At 64.9% G+C, this 17,934-nt stretch carries 17 protein-coding genes and 1 riboswitch; of the genes, 13 read left to right on the forward strand and 4 right to left on the reverse strand.

Features of this window, described 5'->3' with window-relative positions; all coding sequences use genetic code 11:
• Positions 1 to 163 precede the first annotated feature (163 nt).
• Positions 164 to 1,150, forward strand: a complete 987-nt coding sequence (locus ISP20_RS14385; protein ID WP_204636803.1) for an NAD-dependent epimerase/dehydratase family protein — start codon at positions 164 to 166, stop codon at positions 1,148 to 1,150.
• A gap of 7 nt (positions 1,151 to 1,157) precedes the next feature.
• Here ISP20_RS14385 and ISP20_RS14390 read toward each other — a convergent pair whose 3' ends face one another.
• Positions 1,158 to 1,454: a hypothetical protein gene (locus tag ISP20_RS14390; protein ID WP_239535895.1), complete on the reverse strand. Its 297-nt coding sequence runs from the start codon at positions 1,452 to 1,454 to the stop codon at positions 1,158 to 1,160.
• A gap of 164 nt (positions 1,455 to 1,618) precedes the next feature.
• On the opposite strand from ISP20_RS14390, the gene ISP20_RS14395 reads away from it, so the two are divergent.
• From ISP20_RS14395 to ISP20_RS14420, 6 genes are all read left to right on the forward strand, one after another.
• Positions 1,619 to 2,254 carry a YceI family protein gene (locus ISP20_RS14395; RefSeq protein WP_204636804.1) on the forward strand — a complete coding sequence of 212 codons (636 nt, stop codon included), beginning with the start codon at positions 1,619 to 1,621 and terminating at the stop codon, positions 2,252 to 2,254.
• Positions 2,255 to 2,269: 15 nt separating this feature from the next.
• Entirely contained in the window at positions 2,270 to 2,947 is a 678-nt protein-coding gene (locus tag ISP20_RS14400) for a glutathione S-transferase family protein (protein ID WP_204636805.1), read from the forward strand.
• Positions 2,948 to 2,979: 32 nt separating this feature from the next.
• The gene (locus tag ISP20_RS14405) at positions 2,980 to 3,408 is read left to right on the forward strand and encodes an SRPBCC family protein (RefSeq protein WP_204636806.1); all 429 of its coding nucleotides are present in this window, start codon (positions 2,980 to 2,982) and stop codon (positions 3,406 to 3,408) included.
• 401 nt (positions 3,409 to 3,809) lie between these two features.
• A complete protein-coding gene (locus ISP20_RS14410) occupies positions 3,810 to 4,160 on the forward strand; it encodes a hypothetical protein (RefSeq protein WP_204636807.1) in 351 nt (116 codons plus the stop codon).
• A 132-nt stretch (positions 4,161 to 4,292) separates the two neighbouring features.
• The gene (locus ISP20_RS14415; RefSeq protein WP_204636808.1) at positions 4,293 to 6,365 is read left to right on the forward strand and encodes a M13 family metallopeptidase; all 2,073 of its coding nucleotides are present in this window, start codon (positions 4,293 to 4,295) and stop codon (positions 6,363 to 6,365) included.
• Positions 6,366 to 6,438: 73 nt separating this feature from the next.
• Positions 6,439 to 7,293: an energy transducer TonB gene (locus tag ISP20_RS14420; protein WP_204636809.1), complete on the forward strand. Its 855-nt coding sequence runs from the start codon at positions 6,439 to 6,441 to the stop codon at positions 7,291 to 7,293.
• An 86-nt stretch (positions 7,294 to 7,379) separates the two neighbouring features.
• Here the strand turns inward: ISP20_RS14420 and ISP20_RS14425 are convergent, their stop codons facing one another.
• Positions 7,380 to 8,594: a cation:proton antiporter gene (locus tag ISP20_RS14425; protein ID WP_204636810.1), complete on the reverse strand. Its 1,215-nt coding sequence runs from the start codon at positions 8,592 to 8,594 to the stop codon at positions 7,380 to 7,382.
• Between the two features lie 125 nt (positions 8,595 to 8,719).
• Between ISP20_RS14425 and ISP20_RS14430 the strand changes: the two genes are divergently transcribed.
• The 4 genes from ISP20_RS14430 (at position 8,720) to ISP20_RS14445 (ending at position 13,877) form a co-directional block, all read left to right on the forward strand.
• Positions 8,720 to 9,592 carry a type 1 glutamine amidotransferase domain-containing protein gene (locus ISP20_RS14430; protein WP_204636811.1) on the forward strand — a complete coding sequence of 291 codons (873 nt, stop codon included), beginning with the start codon at positions 8,720 to 8,722 and terminating at the stop codon, positions 9,590 to 9,592.
• Positions 9,593 to 9,756: 164 nt separating this feature from the next.
• Positions 9,757 to 9,971, forward strand: a riboswitch (cobalamin riboswitch).
• 150 nt (positions 9,972 to 10,121) lie between these two features.
• The gene (locus ISP20_RS14435; protein WP_204636812.1) at positions 10,122 to 12,608 is read left to right on the forward strand and encodes a ribonucleoside-diphosphate reductase subunit alpha; all 2,487 of its coding nucleotides are present in this window, start codon (positions 10,122 to 10,124) and stop codon (positions 12,606 to 12,608) included.
• Positions 12,609 to 12,620: 12 nt separating this feature from the next.
• The gene (locus ISP20_RS14440; RefSeq protein ID WP_204636813.1) at positions 12,621 to 12,848 is read left to right on the forward strand and encodes a hypothetical protein; all 228 of its coding nucleotides are present in this window, start codon (positions 12,621 to 12,623) and stop codon (positions 12,846 to 12,848) included.
• Between the two features lie 24 nt (positions 12,849 to 12,872).
• Positions 12,873 to 13,877: a ribonucleotide-diphosphate reductase subunit beta gene (locus tag ISP20_RS14445; RefSeq protein WP_046972461.1), complete on the forward strand. Its 1,005-nt coding sequence runs from the start codon at positions 12,873 to 12,875 to the stop codon at positions 13,875 to 13,877.
• A gap of 243 nt (positions 13,878 to 14,120) precedes the next feature.
• Here ISP20_RS14445 and ISP20_RS14450 read toward each other — a convergent pair whose 3' ends face one another.
• Entirely contained in the window at positions 14,121 to 14,987 is an 867-nt protein-coding gene (locus tag ISP20_RS14450; protein WP_204636814.1) for an SPFH domain-containing protein, read from the reverse strand.
• Between the two features lie 5 nt (positions 14,988 to 14,992).
• Positions 14,993 to 15,190, reverse strand: coding sequence for a hypothetical protein (locus tag ISP20_RS14455; RefSeq protein ID WP_204636815.1), 198 nt, complete (start codon positions 15,188 to 15,190; stop codon positions 14,993 to 14,995).
• Positions 15,191 to 15,539: 349 nt separating this feature from the next.
• On the opposite strand from ISP20_RS14455, the gene ISP20_RS14460 reads away from it, so the two are divergent.
• Together ISP20_RS14460 and ISP20_RS14465 are read left to right on the forward strand one after the other, a co-directional pair.
• Positions 15,540 to 15,926: a BlaI/MecI/CopY family transcriptional regulator gene (locus ISP20_RS14460; protein ID WP_204636816.1), complete on the forward strand. Its 387-nt coding sequence runs from the start codon at positions 15,540 to 15,542 to the stop codon at positions 15,924 to 15,926.
• A 1-nt stretch (position 15,927) separates the two neighbouring features.
• Positions 15,928 to 17,919, forward strand: coding sequence for a M56 family metallopeptidase (locus tag ISP20_RS14465; protein ID WP_204636817.1), 1,992 nt, complete (start codon positions 15,928 to 15,930; stop codon positions 17,917 to 17,919).
• The last annotated feature ends 15 nt before the right edge of the window (positions 17,920 to 17,934 follow it).

Consider the following 17,934-nt stretch of genomic DNA (forward strand, 5'->3'; position numbering starts at 1 on the left):
GCGGTCGATTCGCCGAACACTTCGTGCCTTGACGAAACGTACGGCGTGCCTCGATCCGGGATGGCGTTTTAAGCGGAAGTTTGATTCCGTCCGCGATGTTCCTGCCGCAAACACCGATGCTAGGATCACGGCTCATCGTCGTTCGGTTGGATCGCGGTCGAGCATGCGCATTCTTGTCACGGGCAGTTCGGGGCACCTGGGGGAAGCGCTGGCGCGCGCCTCGCTGGAGCTCGGTCACGAGGTGATCGGTGTGGACGTGGCCGAAGGGCGTTACACCAACCGCCTCGGCTCGATCTGCGATCGCGCTTTCGTGCGCCGCTGCATGGCTGGCGTGGGCACCGTGTACCACCCGGCCACGCTGCACAAGCCGCACCTCGCCACGCATAGCCGGCAGGACTTCCTCGACGTCAACCTCACCGGCACCTTGAGCCTGCTGGAGGAGGCCGTCGCCAGCGGCGTGGATTCGTTCGTGTACACCAGCACCACCAGCGTGTTCGGCGACGCACTGAGTCCGCCGGCGGGCGAACCGGCCGCATGGATCACCGAAGATGTGATGCCCGTGCCCAAGAACATCTACGGCGTCACCAAGGCCGCCGCCGAAGACCTGTGCCAGCTGTTCGCGCGTAACCAGGGGCTGGCCACCATGGTGCTGCGCACCTCGCGCTTCTTTCCCGAGGAAGACGACGACCGCTCGGTGCGCGGGCGTTACAGCGACGACAACCTCAAGACCAACGAGTACCTGCATCGCCGCGTCGACATCGAAGACGTGGTGGGCGCGCACCTGCTGGCGGCACGACGCGCGCCGATGCTTGGCTTCCGCCGCTACATCATCAGCGCGACCACGCCGTTCCTCCCCGAGGATCTGGACGGCCTGCGGGCGCATGCGCCCCTGGTGGTGGGACGGCGCGTGCCCGGTTACGACGCGATCTATGCGCAACACGGCTGGAAGATGGCCCAAGGCATCGACCGTGTGTATGTGAACCAGCGGGCCCGCAACGAACTGGGCTGGACGCCGCGCCACGATTTCGCCGCACTGATCGCACGCCTGGCGACCGGTGAAGACATCCGCAGTCCATTGGCCCGGTTGATCGGCTCCAAGGGTTACCACGCGGAAACCTTTCGCGACGGACCCTACCCGGTCGACGTCTGACGGCTGCCTAGCCGACCACCGCCAGCATCGCGGCGAGCCAGATCGCCAGCACGCCAAAGGCAAACATGCGGCGCGCGGGTCGAATGCGTTCGGCACTGTCTTCGGCCACCGGCGTGGTGATGATCCATGGCACGGAAGCCAGCAGGCCGAAACCGGCGAAGGCCAGCACGATCACCACCAGGTCGACCGCGCGCCAGGGCACCGGCTCGTGGACGCCCCAGTAGCCGAGGAATGCCATGCCCATCGCGCACAGCGTGGCCGATGCAGAACACAACCCGACGACGGAACCTGTTGGCGCGCGCATGGCGGCTGCCCCTCGGTAGAAGACGGTACCCGCAAAGCGTACCGCAGCCGGACGTAGCCAGTCCGTCCGGCTGTCGAAGCGCCATGTCGAAATCGGCCAGCCTGAATCGTCATGAAGATGAGCGCGCCAGAACGGCGCCCGCCATCCACCCCCAGGAGTCGACGATGCCCCTGCCCCACCGCACCCTCCACGCCCTAGCCGGCACCCTGCTGTGCCTGTCCGCCGCCAGCGCCGCCCATGCCGGTTCGGCCACCTACGTGATCGATCCGGCCCATACCTACCCGAGTTTCGAAGCCGACCATCTCGGCGGCCTTTCCACCTGGCGCGGCAAGTTCGACCGCACGTCGGGCAAGGTCACGCTGGACAAGGCCGCCGGCACCGGCAGCGTGGACGTCGCCGTCGAGATGGCCAGCGCCGACTTCGGCCTGCCCGCCATGAACGACGCCGCCCGCGGCAAGGAGCTGTTCGAGGTGAGCAAGTACCCCACCGCCATCTATCGCGGCCAGCTGGCCGGCTTCGTCAACGGCGCGCCGACCAAGGTCGAGGGTTCGCTCACCCTGCACGGCGTGACGCGTCCGCTCGAGCTTTCCATCAAGAGCTTCAAGTGCATGCCGCATCCGCTCAACAAGCGCGAACTGTGCGGCGCCGATGCCTATGCCGTGTTCAAGCGCGACGACTTCGGCATGGACGCCGGCAAGACCTACGGCTTCAACATGGACGTGACACTGCGCATCCAGGTCGAAGCGCTGATCGACGATGGCAGCGCCGGCAAGGTCGCGCTCGCCTCGCCTGCCCACTGAACTCGGGACACCCCCATGTCACTCACGCTCTACATGCATCCGTTGGCTGCGTATTGCCACAAGGCGCTGATCGCGCTGTACGAGAACGACACGCCGTTCCATCCGCACGTGGTGGACCTGATGGACGAAGCGTCGCGCACCGCGTTCTACAAGCTGTGGCCGATCGGCAAATTCCCGGTGCTCAACGACAACGCGCGCGGCTGCCTGGTGCCCGAATCGAGCATCATCATCGAGTACCTCGCGCAACATTACCCCGGCAAGACCGCGCTGATTCCCACCGATGCCGACGACGCGCGCGAAGTGCGCTTCCGCGATCGCTTCTACGACCACTACGTGAGCGAGCCGATGCAGAAGGTGATCACCGATCGCCTGCGCCCCAAGGCCGAGAGCGACACGCTGGGCGTCGCCCAGGCGCGCGACAAGCTGCGCACGGCGCTGGACCTGATCGAACGCGAGTTCGAACGCGACGCCGGCAACCGGCCTTGGGCCGCAGGTGCCCACTTCAGCATGGCCGATTGCGCTGCCGCGCCTGGGCTGTTCTTCATCAACCTGTCGATCTTGCCGCTGGACGATGCCCACCCGCACACGGCGGCCTATCTGCTGCGCCTGATGCAACGGCCGTCGTTCGCCCGGGTGTTGCGCGAAGCGCAGCCGTATATGCACATGGTTCCCCGCGAAACCGTCGACGCCTGATCGTCCGCATCCATCCCATCGAGGTCACCCGCATGCTTGTTGCGCTCATCGTTATCCTGCTGCTTGTCGCGGTCGTGCTGATCCTGGCCGCCATGCGGCCCGATCAATTTCGCATCGAGCGCTCGGCCACCATCCGCGCGCCCGCCGAGCGCATCTTTCCCTTCATCGACGATTTCCACCGCTGGCAGGCCTGGTCGCCCTACGAGAAGAAAGATCCGGCCATGCAACGCACGTTCGACGGGCCGCCGTCGGGTGTGGGCGCGATCTACGCCTGGAACGGCAACAAGGACATCGGCAGCGGCCGCATGGAGATCGGCCAGTCCACGCCGTCGTCGCGCGTGTTCCTGAAGCTGGAGTTCTTCACCCCGTTCAAGGCCAGCAACACCGCCGAATTCGTGTTGACGCCGGAGGGCGATGCCACCCGCGTGAGCTGGCCATGCAAGGGCGCTCGCCGTTCATGAGCAAGCTGATGGGCCTGGTGTTCAACTTCGACAAGATGGTGGGCAAGGACTTCGAGCAAGGCCTCGCCAATCTGCGCGCCCTGGCCGAGCAACCGGCCTGACGCCCCACCCCCGGATCTTCATCGCAGCGATAGGCAACGGCCCGGGTTCTCCCGGGCCGCTTTCGTTGTGCGGCAGCACACCGTGCTTTTTGGCAAACCCGCCGTCGTTTCGGCAAACCCGCGGGCCGCCCCCGCGCGAACCTATACCTGCCAGCTCAACGACGTATGGCTTGAACGATCCGCCGCTTCCGTCAACCGCCTCACGGTTCCCGCTCCCGGCAGGAGTCATCCATCCCGAAGAAGGCCGCGCTGTCGCCCACGCGACGCCCGCCCAACGATTTGAACCATGAGGACCCCATCATGAAGAACGTACGCTACAGCCTGATCGCCTTCGGCCTGGTGGCCGCCCTGGCCAGCGCCGCCGCCTCGGCCCAGGACGAGCCGATCTATATCCCGGGCCATGGCCGCATCAACCAGGTCGACCAGCGCCTGGCCAACCAGCAGAACCGCATCCAGGCCGGCATTGCCGACGGCCAGATCAACGCCCGGCAGGCCTTCCGCGACGAGCGCCAGGACGCCAACATCGCCGCCCGCGAAACCCGCGACATGGCCGAACACGGCGGTCACCTGACGGCGGCGGAGCAGCAGCACCTCAACCAGTCGCTGAACCACGACAGCAACCGCATCCACTATCAGCGCAACGGCTACTGATCCCTCCGGTCGGCGAGCAGCCAGCGGCCCGGCATGCCCGGGCTGCCGGCCATGGGCGAACCACAACTTCCAGCACTGGCCGGACCCCGCCAGCATGCGAGTATCCGCGTTCACACTCAGCGGGAGCATCGTATGGTCAGCAGGATCCTCGCAGCGGCATGCCTTTGCGCGCTCACCTTCGGCGCGGCCCACGCGGCTGACGCATCCACCGGCAAACCGCAGTACGGCAGCTGGGGCTTCGACGCCGCGGGCGCGGACACCTCGGTGAAGCCGGGCAACGACTTCTTCCGCTACGCCAACGGCACCTGGCTCGACCACACGCCGATTCCCGCCGACAAACCCGCCGTCAGCCTTCGACTGGCGATGACCGACCTCACCGAACAGCGCCTGCACGAGCTGATGGAGGCGGCCGCGCGCAACCCGGCCAGCGACACGGCGATTGCCGGCAAGGTCGGCGCGTTCTATCAGTCGTTCATGGATCAGGCCCACGTCGATGCGCTGGGCGCCAAACCCATCACGCCGCAACTCGACGCCGTGAAACAGGCGACCACGCGCGATGCGCAGGCCGCCTTGATGGGCCGCACAGGCATCGATTTCGAAGGCTCGCTGTTCAACCTCTACTTCGACGTGGACCTGAAGGACACCAACCGCTACGCCGTGTATGTCTCGCAGGCCGGCCTGGGCCTGCCCGATCGCGACTACTACCTCAAGCCCGAATTCGCCAAGCAGAAGGCCGCTTACCAAGCCTATGTGACCAAACTGCTCACCCTGGTCGGTTGGGCGCAGCCGGACGCCGCGGCGAAGGACGTGGTGGCCTTCGAGACGGCGATCGCGCAGGCCAGCATCAGCAAGGTCGAGCAACGCGATCCGGTCGCCATGTACAACCCGATGAGCGTGAGCGATCTCGAGAAGCTCGCGCCCGGCTTTGCATGGAACGATTTCCTGAAATCCGCGCAGCTGGGCCAGCTCAAGCATGTGGTGGCGATGGAGAAGACCGCGTTCCCGAGGCTGGCGGCGCTGTATGCCAAGACACCGGTCGGCACCATCCAGGCATGGCAGGCGGCACGCATCGCCGACAATGCCGCGTACTACCTCTCCACGCCGTTCCAGCAGGCGTACTTCGATCTGCACGAGAAGACGCTGGCGGGCCAGCAACAGATGGAAGCGTCGTGGAAGCGCGGCGTGCACGCGGTGTCCGGCGGCGACTGTGGCACCGGCGAGCGCCTGTACTGCTTCGGCAACCTCGGCTGGGCCGTGGGCCAGCTCTATACCGACAAGTATTTCCCCGCCTCGTCGAAGGCCAAGATCGAAGAGCTCGTCGCGAACCTGAAAGCGGCCTATCGCGTGCGCATCGAACACCTGGACTGGATGGGTCCGGAAACGCGCAAGGAAGCGCTGAAGAAACTCGACACCTACACCATCAAGGTGGGCTATCCCGATCATCCGCGCGACTATTCGAAGGTCACCATGCGCAACGACGATCTGGCCGGCAATGTGCTGCGCGCCGCGCAGGCCGACTGGTCGTTCAACGTCGACCGCCTGGACAAGCCGGTCGACCGCAGCGATTGGAGCATGACGCCGCAGACCAACGACGCGTATAACGGCTCGCTGCGCGACATCGTGTTTCCCGCCGCCATCCTGCAGCCGCCGATCTTCGATCCCAACGCCGATCCGGCCATCAACTACGGCGCCATCGGCGGCGTGATCGGCCACGAACTCACCCACGGCTTCGACGACCAGGGTCGCAAGATCGACGCCAGCGGCGCCCTGCGCGACTGGTGGACCGCCGCCGACGCGAAGGCCTTCGACGAACGCGCCAAGAAACTCGGCGCGCAATACGACGCCTTCGAGCCGCTGCCCGGCGTGCACATCAACGGCAACCTCACCATGGGCGAGAACATCGCCGACCTCGGCGGCCTCACCCTGGCGCTCGACGCTTATCACGCCTCGCTGCACGGCAAGCCCGCGCCGGTGATCGACGGTCTCAGCGGCGACCAGCGCGTCTTCATCGGCTGGGCCCAGGCGTGGCGCGGCAAGCTCACCGACGACGCCATCCGCCGCCAGGTCACCAGCGATCCGCACTCGCCGCGCAAGTTCCGCGTGAATGGGCCGGTGCACAACATCGATGGCTGGTATCAGGCGTTCGGGGTGAAACCGGGGGATGCGTTGTATCTGGATCCGAAGGATCGGGTGAGGATCTGGTGACAGCGGCCAGCGGGCCACTGGCCTGACCTCATCGCGGCCCATACACTCGCACCTTCTTCCGAGGGGGACATGCATGAATGTTCTGTCGCGCGCCAAAGCGGCGTGTATGTGTCTTTGCCTTGCGTCAATGCCGGTGTTCGCCGCAGGCAGGCAGCCCGTTTCCGAGGCCAGCATGTTGGTCAAGGGCAGCATTGTCATCGGCCCGGACGGCAAGGTGGTCAGCTACACGGTCGACCGACCCGAGCGCATTCCTCCCGCGGTGATCGATGTCGTCAAAACGAATGTTCCCCATTGGGTATTCGAGTTCGACGATCAGGTAGCCGAGCCGGTGAAAGAGACCATGAGTATTCGCGTGGTGGCCCGCGCCATCGATGAAACGCATGCCAGGCTGATCGTCGCCGGCGCTTCATTTGCCGACGGCAGCGGCGAATCCACTCGTTACATCCATCGCAAGGCGACGACACCCGTCCGCTACCCTCGCATCTCACTGGCGGATCGGGTGTCGGGCACGGTGTATTTGTTGCTCCAGATCGGAGAAGACGGTCACGTGCAACAGGCGTTTGCCGAACAGGTAAACCTTCGGCAGTACTTGGCACAGACCCGAAACGAAATCTATGCACACGACTTGGCCGAGGCGGCGATTGAGGGCACCAAGAATTGGACCTTCGAGCCACCGTCGACCGGTCCGAGTGCGAAGGACAATTCCTGGCTCATCCGAGTTCCGGTCGACTTCACCTTGCATGAAATGGGCACTCCCGACCCTGATGCCTACGGCAAATGGGACGAATACATGCCAGGCGTGGTTCAAAAAGCTCCCTGGATCGGTAACCGCAGGCTGGTATCCGGCCGACCGGACTCACTAGCTCAGAGCATGCTGGAGCAATTGGGTACGGGCCCTCACCTTGCGACGTCCCTCGACTCCAATTGAATCTTGCTGTCATGCGCCACCGTGCCCCGAGGGAAAGCTAGTAGCTGGCGCGCTTATCGCTTCATCGTGAGCACTGCGTTGCCGTGCTAACGACGAACCAAGCTAACCATCGGCGTCGTCATCATCGTGGTGACGATCGCCATCACCAGCAGAATGGTGAACATCGCGCTGTTGATGACGCCGGCATCGAGGCCCACCTTGATGACGATGAGCTCCATCATGCCGCGTGCATTCATCAGCGATCCGATGGTGAAGCTTTCGCGCCAGTTTTGACCGGAAAGGCGCGCGCCGGCGGTGCCGCCCAGCAACTTGCCGGCGACCGAAACGGCCAGCACCAGCAGCAGCGCGATGCCGGCGCCACCGGTCAGCAGCTTGGAACTGGTGCTCAATCCCGCCAGCACGAAGAACACCGGCAGCAACGCCGCGACGGTCACGCGCTCCACGCGGTCGATCAGGTTTTCCAGCAGCCGGTCGTCGCGTGGCAGGCAGGCGCCGAACAGGAACGCGCCGAACACCGCGTGCAGGTTGAGCCACTCGGTGATCGCCGCACAGCCGAATGCACCGGCCAACAGGAACGCAAGCACCGGGCCATCGGCGTTGCCGTCCGGCGCGTGACGCGCCAGCAGACGCGCGCATAGCGGGCGCAGCACGAACCAGGTCAGCGCCAGCAGCACGACCAGGCCGATCATGGTGCGCCAGAACGGCGCCCAATCGCCGTGTGCGCTGATCAGCGCCACTACGAAGGCGAGCATGATCCACGCCAGCACATCGGCCACCGCCGCCGCTGCGATGCCGAGTCGGCCGGGCAAGCTATCGGTGATGCCGCGTTCCTTCACGATGCGCGCCATCACCGGCAACGCCGTGATCGCGCAAGCCGTGGCGAAGAACAGCGTGAAGCCGAGCCGGGTGATGCCGGGCGGTGCGTAGTCGGCATACAGCCAGGGCGCGACACTGAGCGCCAACACCACCGGAATGACGATGGCGAGTCCGCCGATCCACGCGGCCGGACGCAGCAGGCCGCCTTGCGCATTCGCCGGCACGCGCAACTCCGCGCCCACCACCGTCATGAACAACACCAGGCCCAGCGTGCTCAGGCTCTGCAGATTGCCGAGGCTGTCCGCAGGAAACAGCTGCTGCTGCCACTCGGGCGCGATGGCACCGAAAGCGATGGGCCCCAGCGCGAGACCCGCCAGCATTTCGCCCACCACTGCGGGTTGGCCGATGCGACGCGCGAGCCAGGCGATCAATCGCGACACCACGATGATCACCAGCAATTGAACGAGCAGCAGCGGATGCCCCATGGATGTCCCGATGAATTTGGATGGCCGAATGGCCACGCCCGAGCTTGCCTTGTCTGTGTACCGGCCCGCAACATGGGCCGAACACGCGATCCGCCAGGATGCGCACACACCGAAGGACGCACGCCGTGGCCCACGTATTGGTTCCGCTTCCCCATCAGGACTTCGATCCCAGCGAAGTCGCGGTGCCGTGGCGCATTCTCACGCAGGCGGGACACCATGTGACGTTCGCCACGCCCGACGGCCGGGTCGCGCAGGCCGATCCGATCATGCTCAGCGGCGAAGGACTGGACCCATGGGGCTTCGTGCCCGGTTTGCGCAAGCTGCGCCTGGTCGGCTTGCTGTTGCGCGCCAACGCCGATGCACGGCGCGACTATGCGGCGCTTGAGAAGGCCGTGGCGTTCAACGCGCCGATCGCCTGGGATGCCATCGATCCGGACCGGTTTGACGGCCTGCTGTTGCCGGGCGGCCATTGCGCGCGCGGCGTACGCGACTATCTGGAAAGCGCGCAGCTGCAGCGCACGGTGAGCGCTTTCTTCGCGTCGGACAAGCCCGTGGCCGCGATCTGCCACGGCGTGGTGCTGGCCGCGCGCAGTCGTGGCTCGGACGGCCGCTCCGTGCTGCATGGCCGTCGCACGACGGCGCTCACCTGGGCGCTGGAAAAGTCCGCGTGGTCGCTGGCCCGCATCACGCGCTTCTGGGATCCGCACTACTACCGCACCTACCCGGACGGCGCGGGCCAGCCGGCAGGCCGTATGTCGGTACAGCAGGAAGTGACGCGTGCGCTCGCCAATCCGGACGATTTCCTCGACGTGCCCGACGAGGCCCCGCAGCGTCGCCGTCAGACCTCCGGCCTGGTGCGCGACAGTGACCACGATGACACGCCGGCTTTCGTCATCCGCGACCGCAATTACCTCTCCGCTCGCTGGCCGGGCGACGTGCACCGCTTCGCCCGCGAATTCGCAGCGATGCTTGAGACGACCACCGCTATTCGCCCGTGAGACGCCGATCGAGTGCGCGGCACTTGCATCTCGCGCGACCCGATACAACCCCCTCCCCCCGCGAAAATTTCCTAGCATTTCCTAACTCCGCCCCCATCTTGGAGTTTTCGGGCTTATCCACGGGCAATCCACAATCTATTGGGTTGACCGACCCGGTGCAGCCCGATATGTTGTGCCTCGTCGGTGCCACTCTCAGACCTACGGTCGGAATGGCTTAATAGGGAACTCCGGTGCAAATCCGGGACTGCCCCGCAGCGGTAAGTGGAAACGAAAGCCCCCATCGCACTGGCCCTCCGCGGCTGGGAAGCGGGGGCAACTAGGCCGGGCCTCACTGCCCATGTCCACGAGTCCGAAGACCTGCCGGCACATCAGGGCCCAACGCCCTGGTGCGTAGTGACGGCTTCCGCGGGGAAGCGCGTCGATGCGCGGGGCGGCTGCCCTGCTGCTCGACCGTCCGCGAAAACCTCATTTTTTTCAGCCCTGCGCGCGGGAGCAGGCGGTTGATGACCAAGCTTGGAGCGAAGTCGCGATGCAACCTATCGATACCACCGGGCGCGAACGTGCAGACGATCGTGCCGACACTGCTTTTTCCACCGACACCGCCGTGGCCGATGCGCCGCGCACGGACGCGCCGTTCGCGCTGACCCCGCCGCACAACCCCGGCCAGATGCGCGTGACCAAGCGCAGCGGCCGCCAGGAAGTGGTGGACGTGAACAAGATCGTCCGCGCCGTCACCCGCAGCAGCGAAGGCCTGCATGGGGTCGATCCCATGCGCGTGGCGCTCAAGACCATCGGTGGCCTGTATGACGGCGCCACCACGCAGGAGCTGGATCAGCTGTCGATCCGCACGGCCGCTGCGCTCACTGCCGAAGAACCGGAATACGGCCAGCTCGCCGCGCGCCTGCTGGGCGCCTTCATCGACAAGGAAGTGAGCGGCCAGGAAATCCAGAGCTTCTCGCAGTCCATCGCGCGCGGCGCGGAACTGGGCATCCTCAACGAGCGCCTGCGCGACTTCGTGCAGATCAATGCGCGCAAGCTCAACGACGCGATCGATCCGCTGGCCACGCGCCGCTTCGAATACTTCGGCCTACGCACGGTGTACGACCGCTACCTGCTGCGCCATCCGCAGCTGCGCAAGGTGATCGAGACGCCGCAGCACTTCTTCATGCGTATCGCCTGCGCGCTCGGTGGGAATGACATCGGCGAGACGCTGGAGCTGTATCGCCTGCTCTCCTCGCTCGAATACATCGCCAGCTCGCCGACGCTGTTCAATGCAGGTACGGCGCATGAGCAGCTCAGCTCGTGCTTCCTGCTCGACTCGCCGCTGGATTCGCTTGAATCCATCTACGAGAAGTACGGCGACGTGGCCAAGCTCAGCAAGTTTGCCGGCGGCATCGGCCTGGCCTACTCGCGCGTGCGTTCGCGCGGTTCGCTGATCAAGGGCACCAACGGCCATTCCAACGGCCTGGTGCCGTGGTTGAAGACGCTGGATGCTTCGGTTGCCGCGGTGAACCAGGGCGGCAAGCGCAAGGGCGCGGCCTGCGTATACCTGGAGCCGTGGCACGGCGATATCGAGGAATTCCTCGAGCTGCGCGACAACACCGGCGACGACGCGCGCCGCACGCACAACCTCAACCTGGCCAACTGGATTCCCGACGAATTCATGCGCCGCGTGGAGAGCGATGGCGACTGGTCGCTGTTCGATCCCAAGGTGGTGCCGCACTTCGTCGACAGCTGGGGCGAGACGTTCGAAAAGGCGTATCGCGAGGCCGAAGCCGCCGGCCTGGCCGTGAAAACGGTGAAGGCGCGCGAGCTGTATGCCCGCATGCTGCGCACGCTGGCGCAGACCGGCAACGGCTGGATGACCTTCAAGGATCGCAGCAACGCCACCAGCAACCAGACAGCGAAGGCGGAAAACGTCATCCACCTGTCGAACTTGTGCACCGAAATCCTGGAAGTGACCAACGCCGACGAAACGGCGGTGTGCAACCTGGGCTCGGTGAACCTGTCGCGCCACGTGGTCGACGGCCGCTTCGATTTCGACAAGCTCGCCGGCACGGTGCGTACCGCCGTGCGTCAGCTCGATCGCGTGATTGACCTGAACTTCTACCCGATCGCTACCGCCAAGGTCGCCAACAACAAGTGGCGTCCGGTGGGTCTGGGCGTGATGGGCTTGCAGGACGTGTTCTTCAAGCTGCGCCTGCCGTTCGATTCGGCCGAAGCGCTGGCGCTGTCAACGCGCATCGCGGAAGAGATCTACTTCAACGCGTTGTCGCAGTCGAACGAGCTGGCGATGGAGCACGGCGCTCACCCGGGCTTCGCGGAAACGCGTGCGGCCAATGGCGAGCTGCAGTTCGACTACTGGACCAACGCCCAGCCGAACGATGTGGCACGCTGGGATGCGTTGCGCGAGTCGATCAAGGCCAAGGGTCTGCGCAACTCGCTGCTGATCGCCATTGCGCCGACCGCGACCATCGCCTCGATCGCCGGTTGCTATGAGTGCATCGAGCCGCAGGTGAGCAACCTGTTCAAGCGCGAGACGCTGTCGGGCGACTTCCTGGTGGTGAACCGCTACCTGGTGGAAGAACTGAAGACGCTGGGCCTGTGGACCAGCGAGATCCGCGACGCCATCAAGCTGGCGGAAGGCTCAATCCAGGGCATCGCCGCCATTCCGGAGCGTCTGCGCCTGATCTACCGCACGGTGTGGGAGCTGCCGCAGAAGGCCTTGATCGACCTGGGTGCCGCTCGCGGTGCGTATATCGACCAGAGCCAGTCGCTGAACCTGTTCATGGAAAATCCGAACATCGGCCAGCTCAGCTCCATGTACATGTACGCATGGAAATCCGGCATCAAGACCACCTACTACCTGCGCTCGCGTCCGGCCACCAAGATCACCAAGACCACGGTCTCGGCCGCACCGGTGGCGAAGCCCGCACCGGTCGAGGAGCAGGAACAGGCGACGGCAGCAGTGTTCTGCTCGCTGGAGAATCCGGAGTACTGCGAGGCGTGTCAGTAAGACGGCGCCACGATGAAGCCCTACCGGAACCTCAGCGGCAAATCCGGGGTCGCCGGCTACGAAGCTGGCAAGGGCTTTATCCGAGTTCGTTTCGTGAAGGACGGACTCTACGAATACACCGACGCAACACCCGGGCGCCTGCATGTGAGGAACATGCAGGCGCTCGCCGAGGCAGGCATCGGCCTGTCCACCTATATCAGCCGCTTCGTGCGCGATCGCTATGCGCGCAAGCTGGATTGAGCAGCACGTTTACCGAGGAACACCATGTCGAACATTCTTGATCCAGGCTTTGAACTCACCCTGCGCCCGATGCGCTACCCCGAGTTCTACGAGATGTATCGCAACGCGATCAAGAACACGTGGACGGTGGAGGAAGTGGATTTCTCGCTGGACGTGACTGACCTCAAATCCAAGATGTCCGATGCGGATCGTCATCTGATCCATCGCCTGGTGGCGTTCTTCGCCACCGGCGACACCATCGTGTCGAACAACCTGGTGCTGAACCTGTACCAGCACATCAATGCGCCCGAAGCGCGCATGTATCTGTCGCGCCAGCTGTACGAAGAAGCGCTGCATGTGCAGTTCTACCTCACGCTGCTCGACACCTATATTCCCGACCCGACCGAGCGCAACAAGGCGTTCGACGCGATCGAGAACATTCCGTCGATCCGCCAGAAGGGCGAGTTCTGCTTCAAGTGGATCGACTCCATCCAGGGCCTGCAGCGCCTGGAGACGCGCGAACATCGCCGCCAGTTCCTGCTCAACCTGATTTGTTTCGCGGCTTGCATCGAAGGTCTGTTCTTCTACGCTGCGTTCGCCTACGTCTACTTCCTGCGCTCGCGTGGCCTGCTGCATGGCCTGGCCTCGGGCACCAACTGGGTGTTCCGCGACGAGTCGGGCCATATGGCGTTTGCATTCGACGTCGTTCGCACGGTTCGCTCCGAAGAGCCCGAGCTGTTCGACGAAGAGATGCGCGCGCAGGTCGAAGCCATGCTGGAAGAAGCCATCGCCTGCGAAACGCAGTTTGCCGAAGACGTGCTGTCCGGCGGCGTGGCCGGTCTTTCGCCGAAGGAGATGCGCCAGTACCTGGAGTACTGCGCCGACCAGCGCCTGGTGCAGTTGGATATGCCCAAGAAGTACGGCTCGAAGAACCCGTTCGACTTCATGGACCTGCAGGACGTGCAGGAAGTGACCAACTTCTTCGAACGCCGCGTGTCGGCGTATCAGGTGGGTGTGCAGGGTGATGTGGCGTTTGATATGGCGTTTTGACCGAGCGTGCCGCGCCCTTACTCCCTCTGCCCTGAGGGGTGAGGGTGGCTGCTCGCGGGAACGTTGAGCAGCAGCTACCGATCTACTGTAGGAGCGCACCCTGTGCGCGACCATCCTACGGCGCGGTACATCCCAGCGTAGCGGTCGCGCACAGGGTGCGCTCCTACAGAAAAGCGCAAACGTTCCCGCGAGCACCCTCCCCTCACCCCAGCCCTCTCCCCGGCGGGGAGAGGGCGCAAGCGCTTACTTGCCCGGCACACTTCCCAAACTCACGAACGGGAGCGCACTACTCCCGGTGTAAGTGGGCAGATGCCCGTCCCACTTCTCGATCGCCGACATCTGCACGATGTTGGGATTCTCGCGCAGCGCATTGCCTTTCAACTCAATCGCCTTGGCCTCCGCCGTGGCAATCGTGATCTGCGCCTGGGCACGTCCCTGTGCTTCGGCTTCCACCTTCTCCGCTTCGGCCCGTGCCTGCGCAACCTCGTTCTGGCGTTGCTCGGCCATCTGCGTCGCCTGGATCTTGGCGTTGATCGACTGCACCACGTTTTCGGGCAGGCGCAATTCGCCGATCCAGTAGATCTTCTCCACGTTGATGCCGACCGCGGCAACCTCTTCGCTCACGTCCTTCTGCACCGACTCGATCAGGTTGGCTTTGCCTTTGCCGTAGACCGACTCGATATCGAGGCTGGCCGATTCCTTGACCAGCGCGTCGCGGATCATGTTGCGCAGGTACACGTCCGTGATCTCGTCGATGCCCTTGCGGTACTTCTGGAAGATCAGCGTCACTTTCGACGGATCGATGTGATACGTGATGCCCACGTCCGCGTTCACGGTGAGGCCTTGCGCGGTCTGGAAGCTGATCGACTCGTCCACCGCACGGCCTTCCAGGGTGGAGCGCGTGAAGGTGTAGGTCTGCGTGAAGGTCGGGAACGTGTACATCTCGTAGCCCCAGCCCACCCAATAGCGGCCGGGCGGCAGTTCCTGCAGCGAACCCTTGTCATCGCCGTACATCTGGAACTTCACGCCGACATTGCCCGCCGGCACCTTCGAGCAGGCGGCCAGTAGCAGGGCGGAGAGCGACAACGACAACGTCAATACACGTTTCATGATGGTCATTCCTTGTGAGTGAAACCGCGGCGCAGCAGCAGATAGCCCCACGCCAACAGCACGGCCAGCAGGGCCAGCCCCACCAGTACGGCGAGCGTGCTGGCGGCGGAGATCAGCTCCGGCCCGATGACAGCGACGTACAACAGCAAGCAAAAGACGAACGGCCAAAGCCGATGCGCCAGCCAGTCGACAAGCGTTCTCATGATTTTCCCCGTGGATAATGTTTCGTCGGCGTATGCCGTATGGACGTCCATTCGCACGCGCCCGATCCGGCTGTCGCCGAGCGGGCATACGAGGGACGAAAGTTGTGGCTAACCCGTGGGTGCGATGACTCGCCGTGTGCGGCGGGATGGGTCGACCAAATGAAGCGTTTGGGCCTTCATATAAGCGCACTCCAGGCGCGCTGCAGGATGAGGACGGGGCGCACTCTACTCCGATTTTGGTGCGTTGCAACAAGTCAGCGCTGACGCATATCCCGCTCGATCGACCTATTGACTACAGCTGTAGTCACGGGGTAGCTTGACTACAGTTGTAGTCACCAGGACCGTGGACGTGGGCAAGCCAACCATTGGCGATCAGGAGCTGGCGCTCCTGCAGTATCTCGCCGAACACAACAACGCATCCGTGGGCGAGGTGGCCAGCGGCTTCGGCGAACCGCGCGGACTCGCGCGCTCAACCGTGCTGACCATGATGGATCGCCTGCGCGGCAAGGCTTACCTGCGCCGCAAGCAGGTGCAGGGCGTCTACCGCTACAGCACCGCCACCGGTCCCGGCGAAGTGATGCGCAGCGCGGTAGGCCAGTTCGTGGAGAAGACCCTCAGCGGTTCGGTATCGCCGTTCGTCGCGTGGATGTCCGAACGCGCGGAGGTGAGCGACAACGAATTGGCCGAGCTCGAAGCCCTCGTGCATCAACTGCAGTCGCGCCGCAAGGAGACCTGAGATGAGCGCCGTTGCCTCTTTCGCGCAGGAAGTGATCGCCCGCCTCGCCTGGACCTCGCTGCAGGCGGTGCTCCTGGTGGGCACCGTGTGGCTGCTCAACCGCTATCTGCCGCGGCTTTCCGCCGCCACGCGTTCGCTGCTGTGGTGGCTGCTCGGCGTGCAGTTGCTGCTGGGCGTGCTGCTGCCCACACCGGTAGGGCTGCCCTTGCTGTCGCCCTCCCACGCCACCGCAACCACGGTGGTCACCACCACGACGGTGACACCGAGCGAGCACCATATCGCCGGCTTCGGGCAGCGCTCGTACACACCGGAGTCGGACAAGGACACTTCGACGGTGATCGTGCAATCCAGCTCTTCTTCATCGGCGACACCGCATGCATGGACGTCGTGGCTGCCATCGGTGTTCGCGTTGTGGCTGGCCGGCGTGATCGTGCAGATGATCATGGCGCTGCGTCATTGGCGTGAAGCGCGCAAGGTGGTTCGCGCATCGCGGCCGCTCGACGATGCGGCGTTGCAGACGTTATGCGCCGAGCAAGCACAGGCGATGGGCCTGCGCCGTTGTCCGTCGCTGCGCGTTTCCGATGCAATCCGCTCGCCGCAGGTAAGCGGTCTATGGCGTCCGGTGGTGCTGCTGCCCGCGGACCAGAATCTGTCATCCGGCGAAAGCGCACTGGCGCTGGCCCACGAACTCACCCATCTGCGCCGCGGCGACCTGTGGATGGGCTGGATTCCCGCCATCGCCCAACGCTTGTTCTTCTTCCATCCGATGGTGTCGTGGGCGATGCGCGAGTACGCGCTGAACCGCGAAGCGGCGTGCGACGCGCAAGTGGTTCACCAGCACGACGCTGCGCCGCAGGACTACGGTCGCCTGCTGCTGCGCCTGGGCGTGGCGCATCCGCTGCATGCGGGTCTCGCTGGCGCCTCGCCGACGTTCCACAACTTGAAAAGGCGACTGACCATGCTTCAACTGAGCGATCAGGACACCACGTCGCGTGTACGCAGCTGGCTGCTGGTTTCGTTGGTCGCCGCCATCGGCGTGCTGCCGTATCGCGTGACCGAGGCCAAGGGCGATAACGCGGCCGCACCGGCCAGCACGTCGAGCGTCATGACGGTGCCCGCCACTCCTCCCACGCCGGCGACACCCGCCACGCCAGCGACGCCACCGACACCGGCGACGCCGCTGACACCCGCCACGCCGCACACGAAACCCTCGCCGCGCGGCAGCGTGACGCCACCGCCCGTTCCTCCCGTACCGCCGGCCCCGCCCGCGCCCAAGGCACCGGTGCCCCCACCGCCGCCGCCTCCCCCGCCGCCGCCGGCACCGGCACCGCCTGCGCCGCCAGAATCGTCTGCCTCCGGTTTCTCGGCGCACAACGTGGACATCGAAACGCACAACGACGCCAAGTACGGCTTCGCCCTGCTCGACCATGACTCGGTGATCGTCACCGGCGGTGAGCAGGATCTCGCCGCGGCCAAGCGCATGCGCAATGAGAAGGCGCCGCTGGTGCTGTTCCGCCGGGGCAACGAGTCGTATGTCATCCGCGACCAGGCTTACGTCACCCGCGCCAAGACCTTCTACGCGCCGCTCACCGATCTTGCGGAACAGCAAGGCAAGCTGTCTGGTCAGCAAGGCCAGCTCAGCGGCGAGCAAGGTGGCATCGGTGCTCGCCAGGGCGACCTGGGCGCACGCATGGCGCGCATCGCCTCGCGTGAGGCGGCGCTGGCACAACGCCAGGCGCAGCGTGGAACGCCCGATGCCGGCGAAGGGGAACGCGCCGGGTTCGAGGCGGAACGCAACGAGATAGAACGGGAGACCCGCGAGCTCGAGCATCAGCAGCAAGGGCTTGAGAAGCGTCAGGAAGCGCTCGCCAAGCAGGAGGAAGCACTCGCTCATCGCGAAGAACAGGTCTCTGCACAAGCGGAGCAGCAGATGAGTCGGCTGATTGACGAGGCGCTGGCCAAGGGCGCTGCGCAGCGGGTGAGCGACCGCTAAGCGATACGCGGTGGC

Source organism: Dyella kyungheensis, assembly GCF_016905005.1.
In the GTDB taxonomy this organism is placed as follows: Bacteria; Pseudomonadota; Gammaproteobacteria; order Xanthomonadales; family Rhodanobacteraceae; genus Dyella; species Dyella kyungheensis.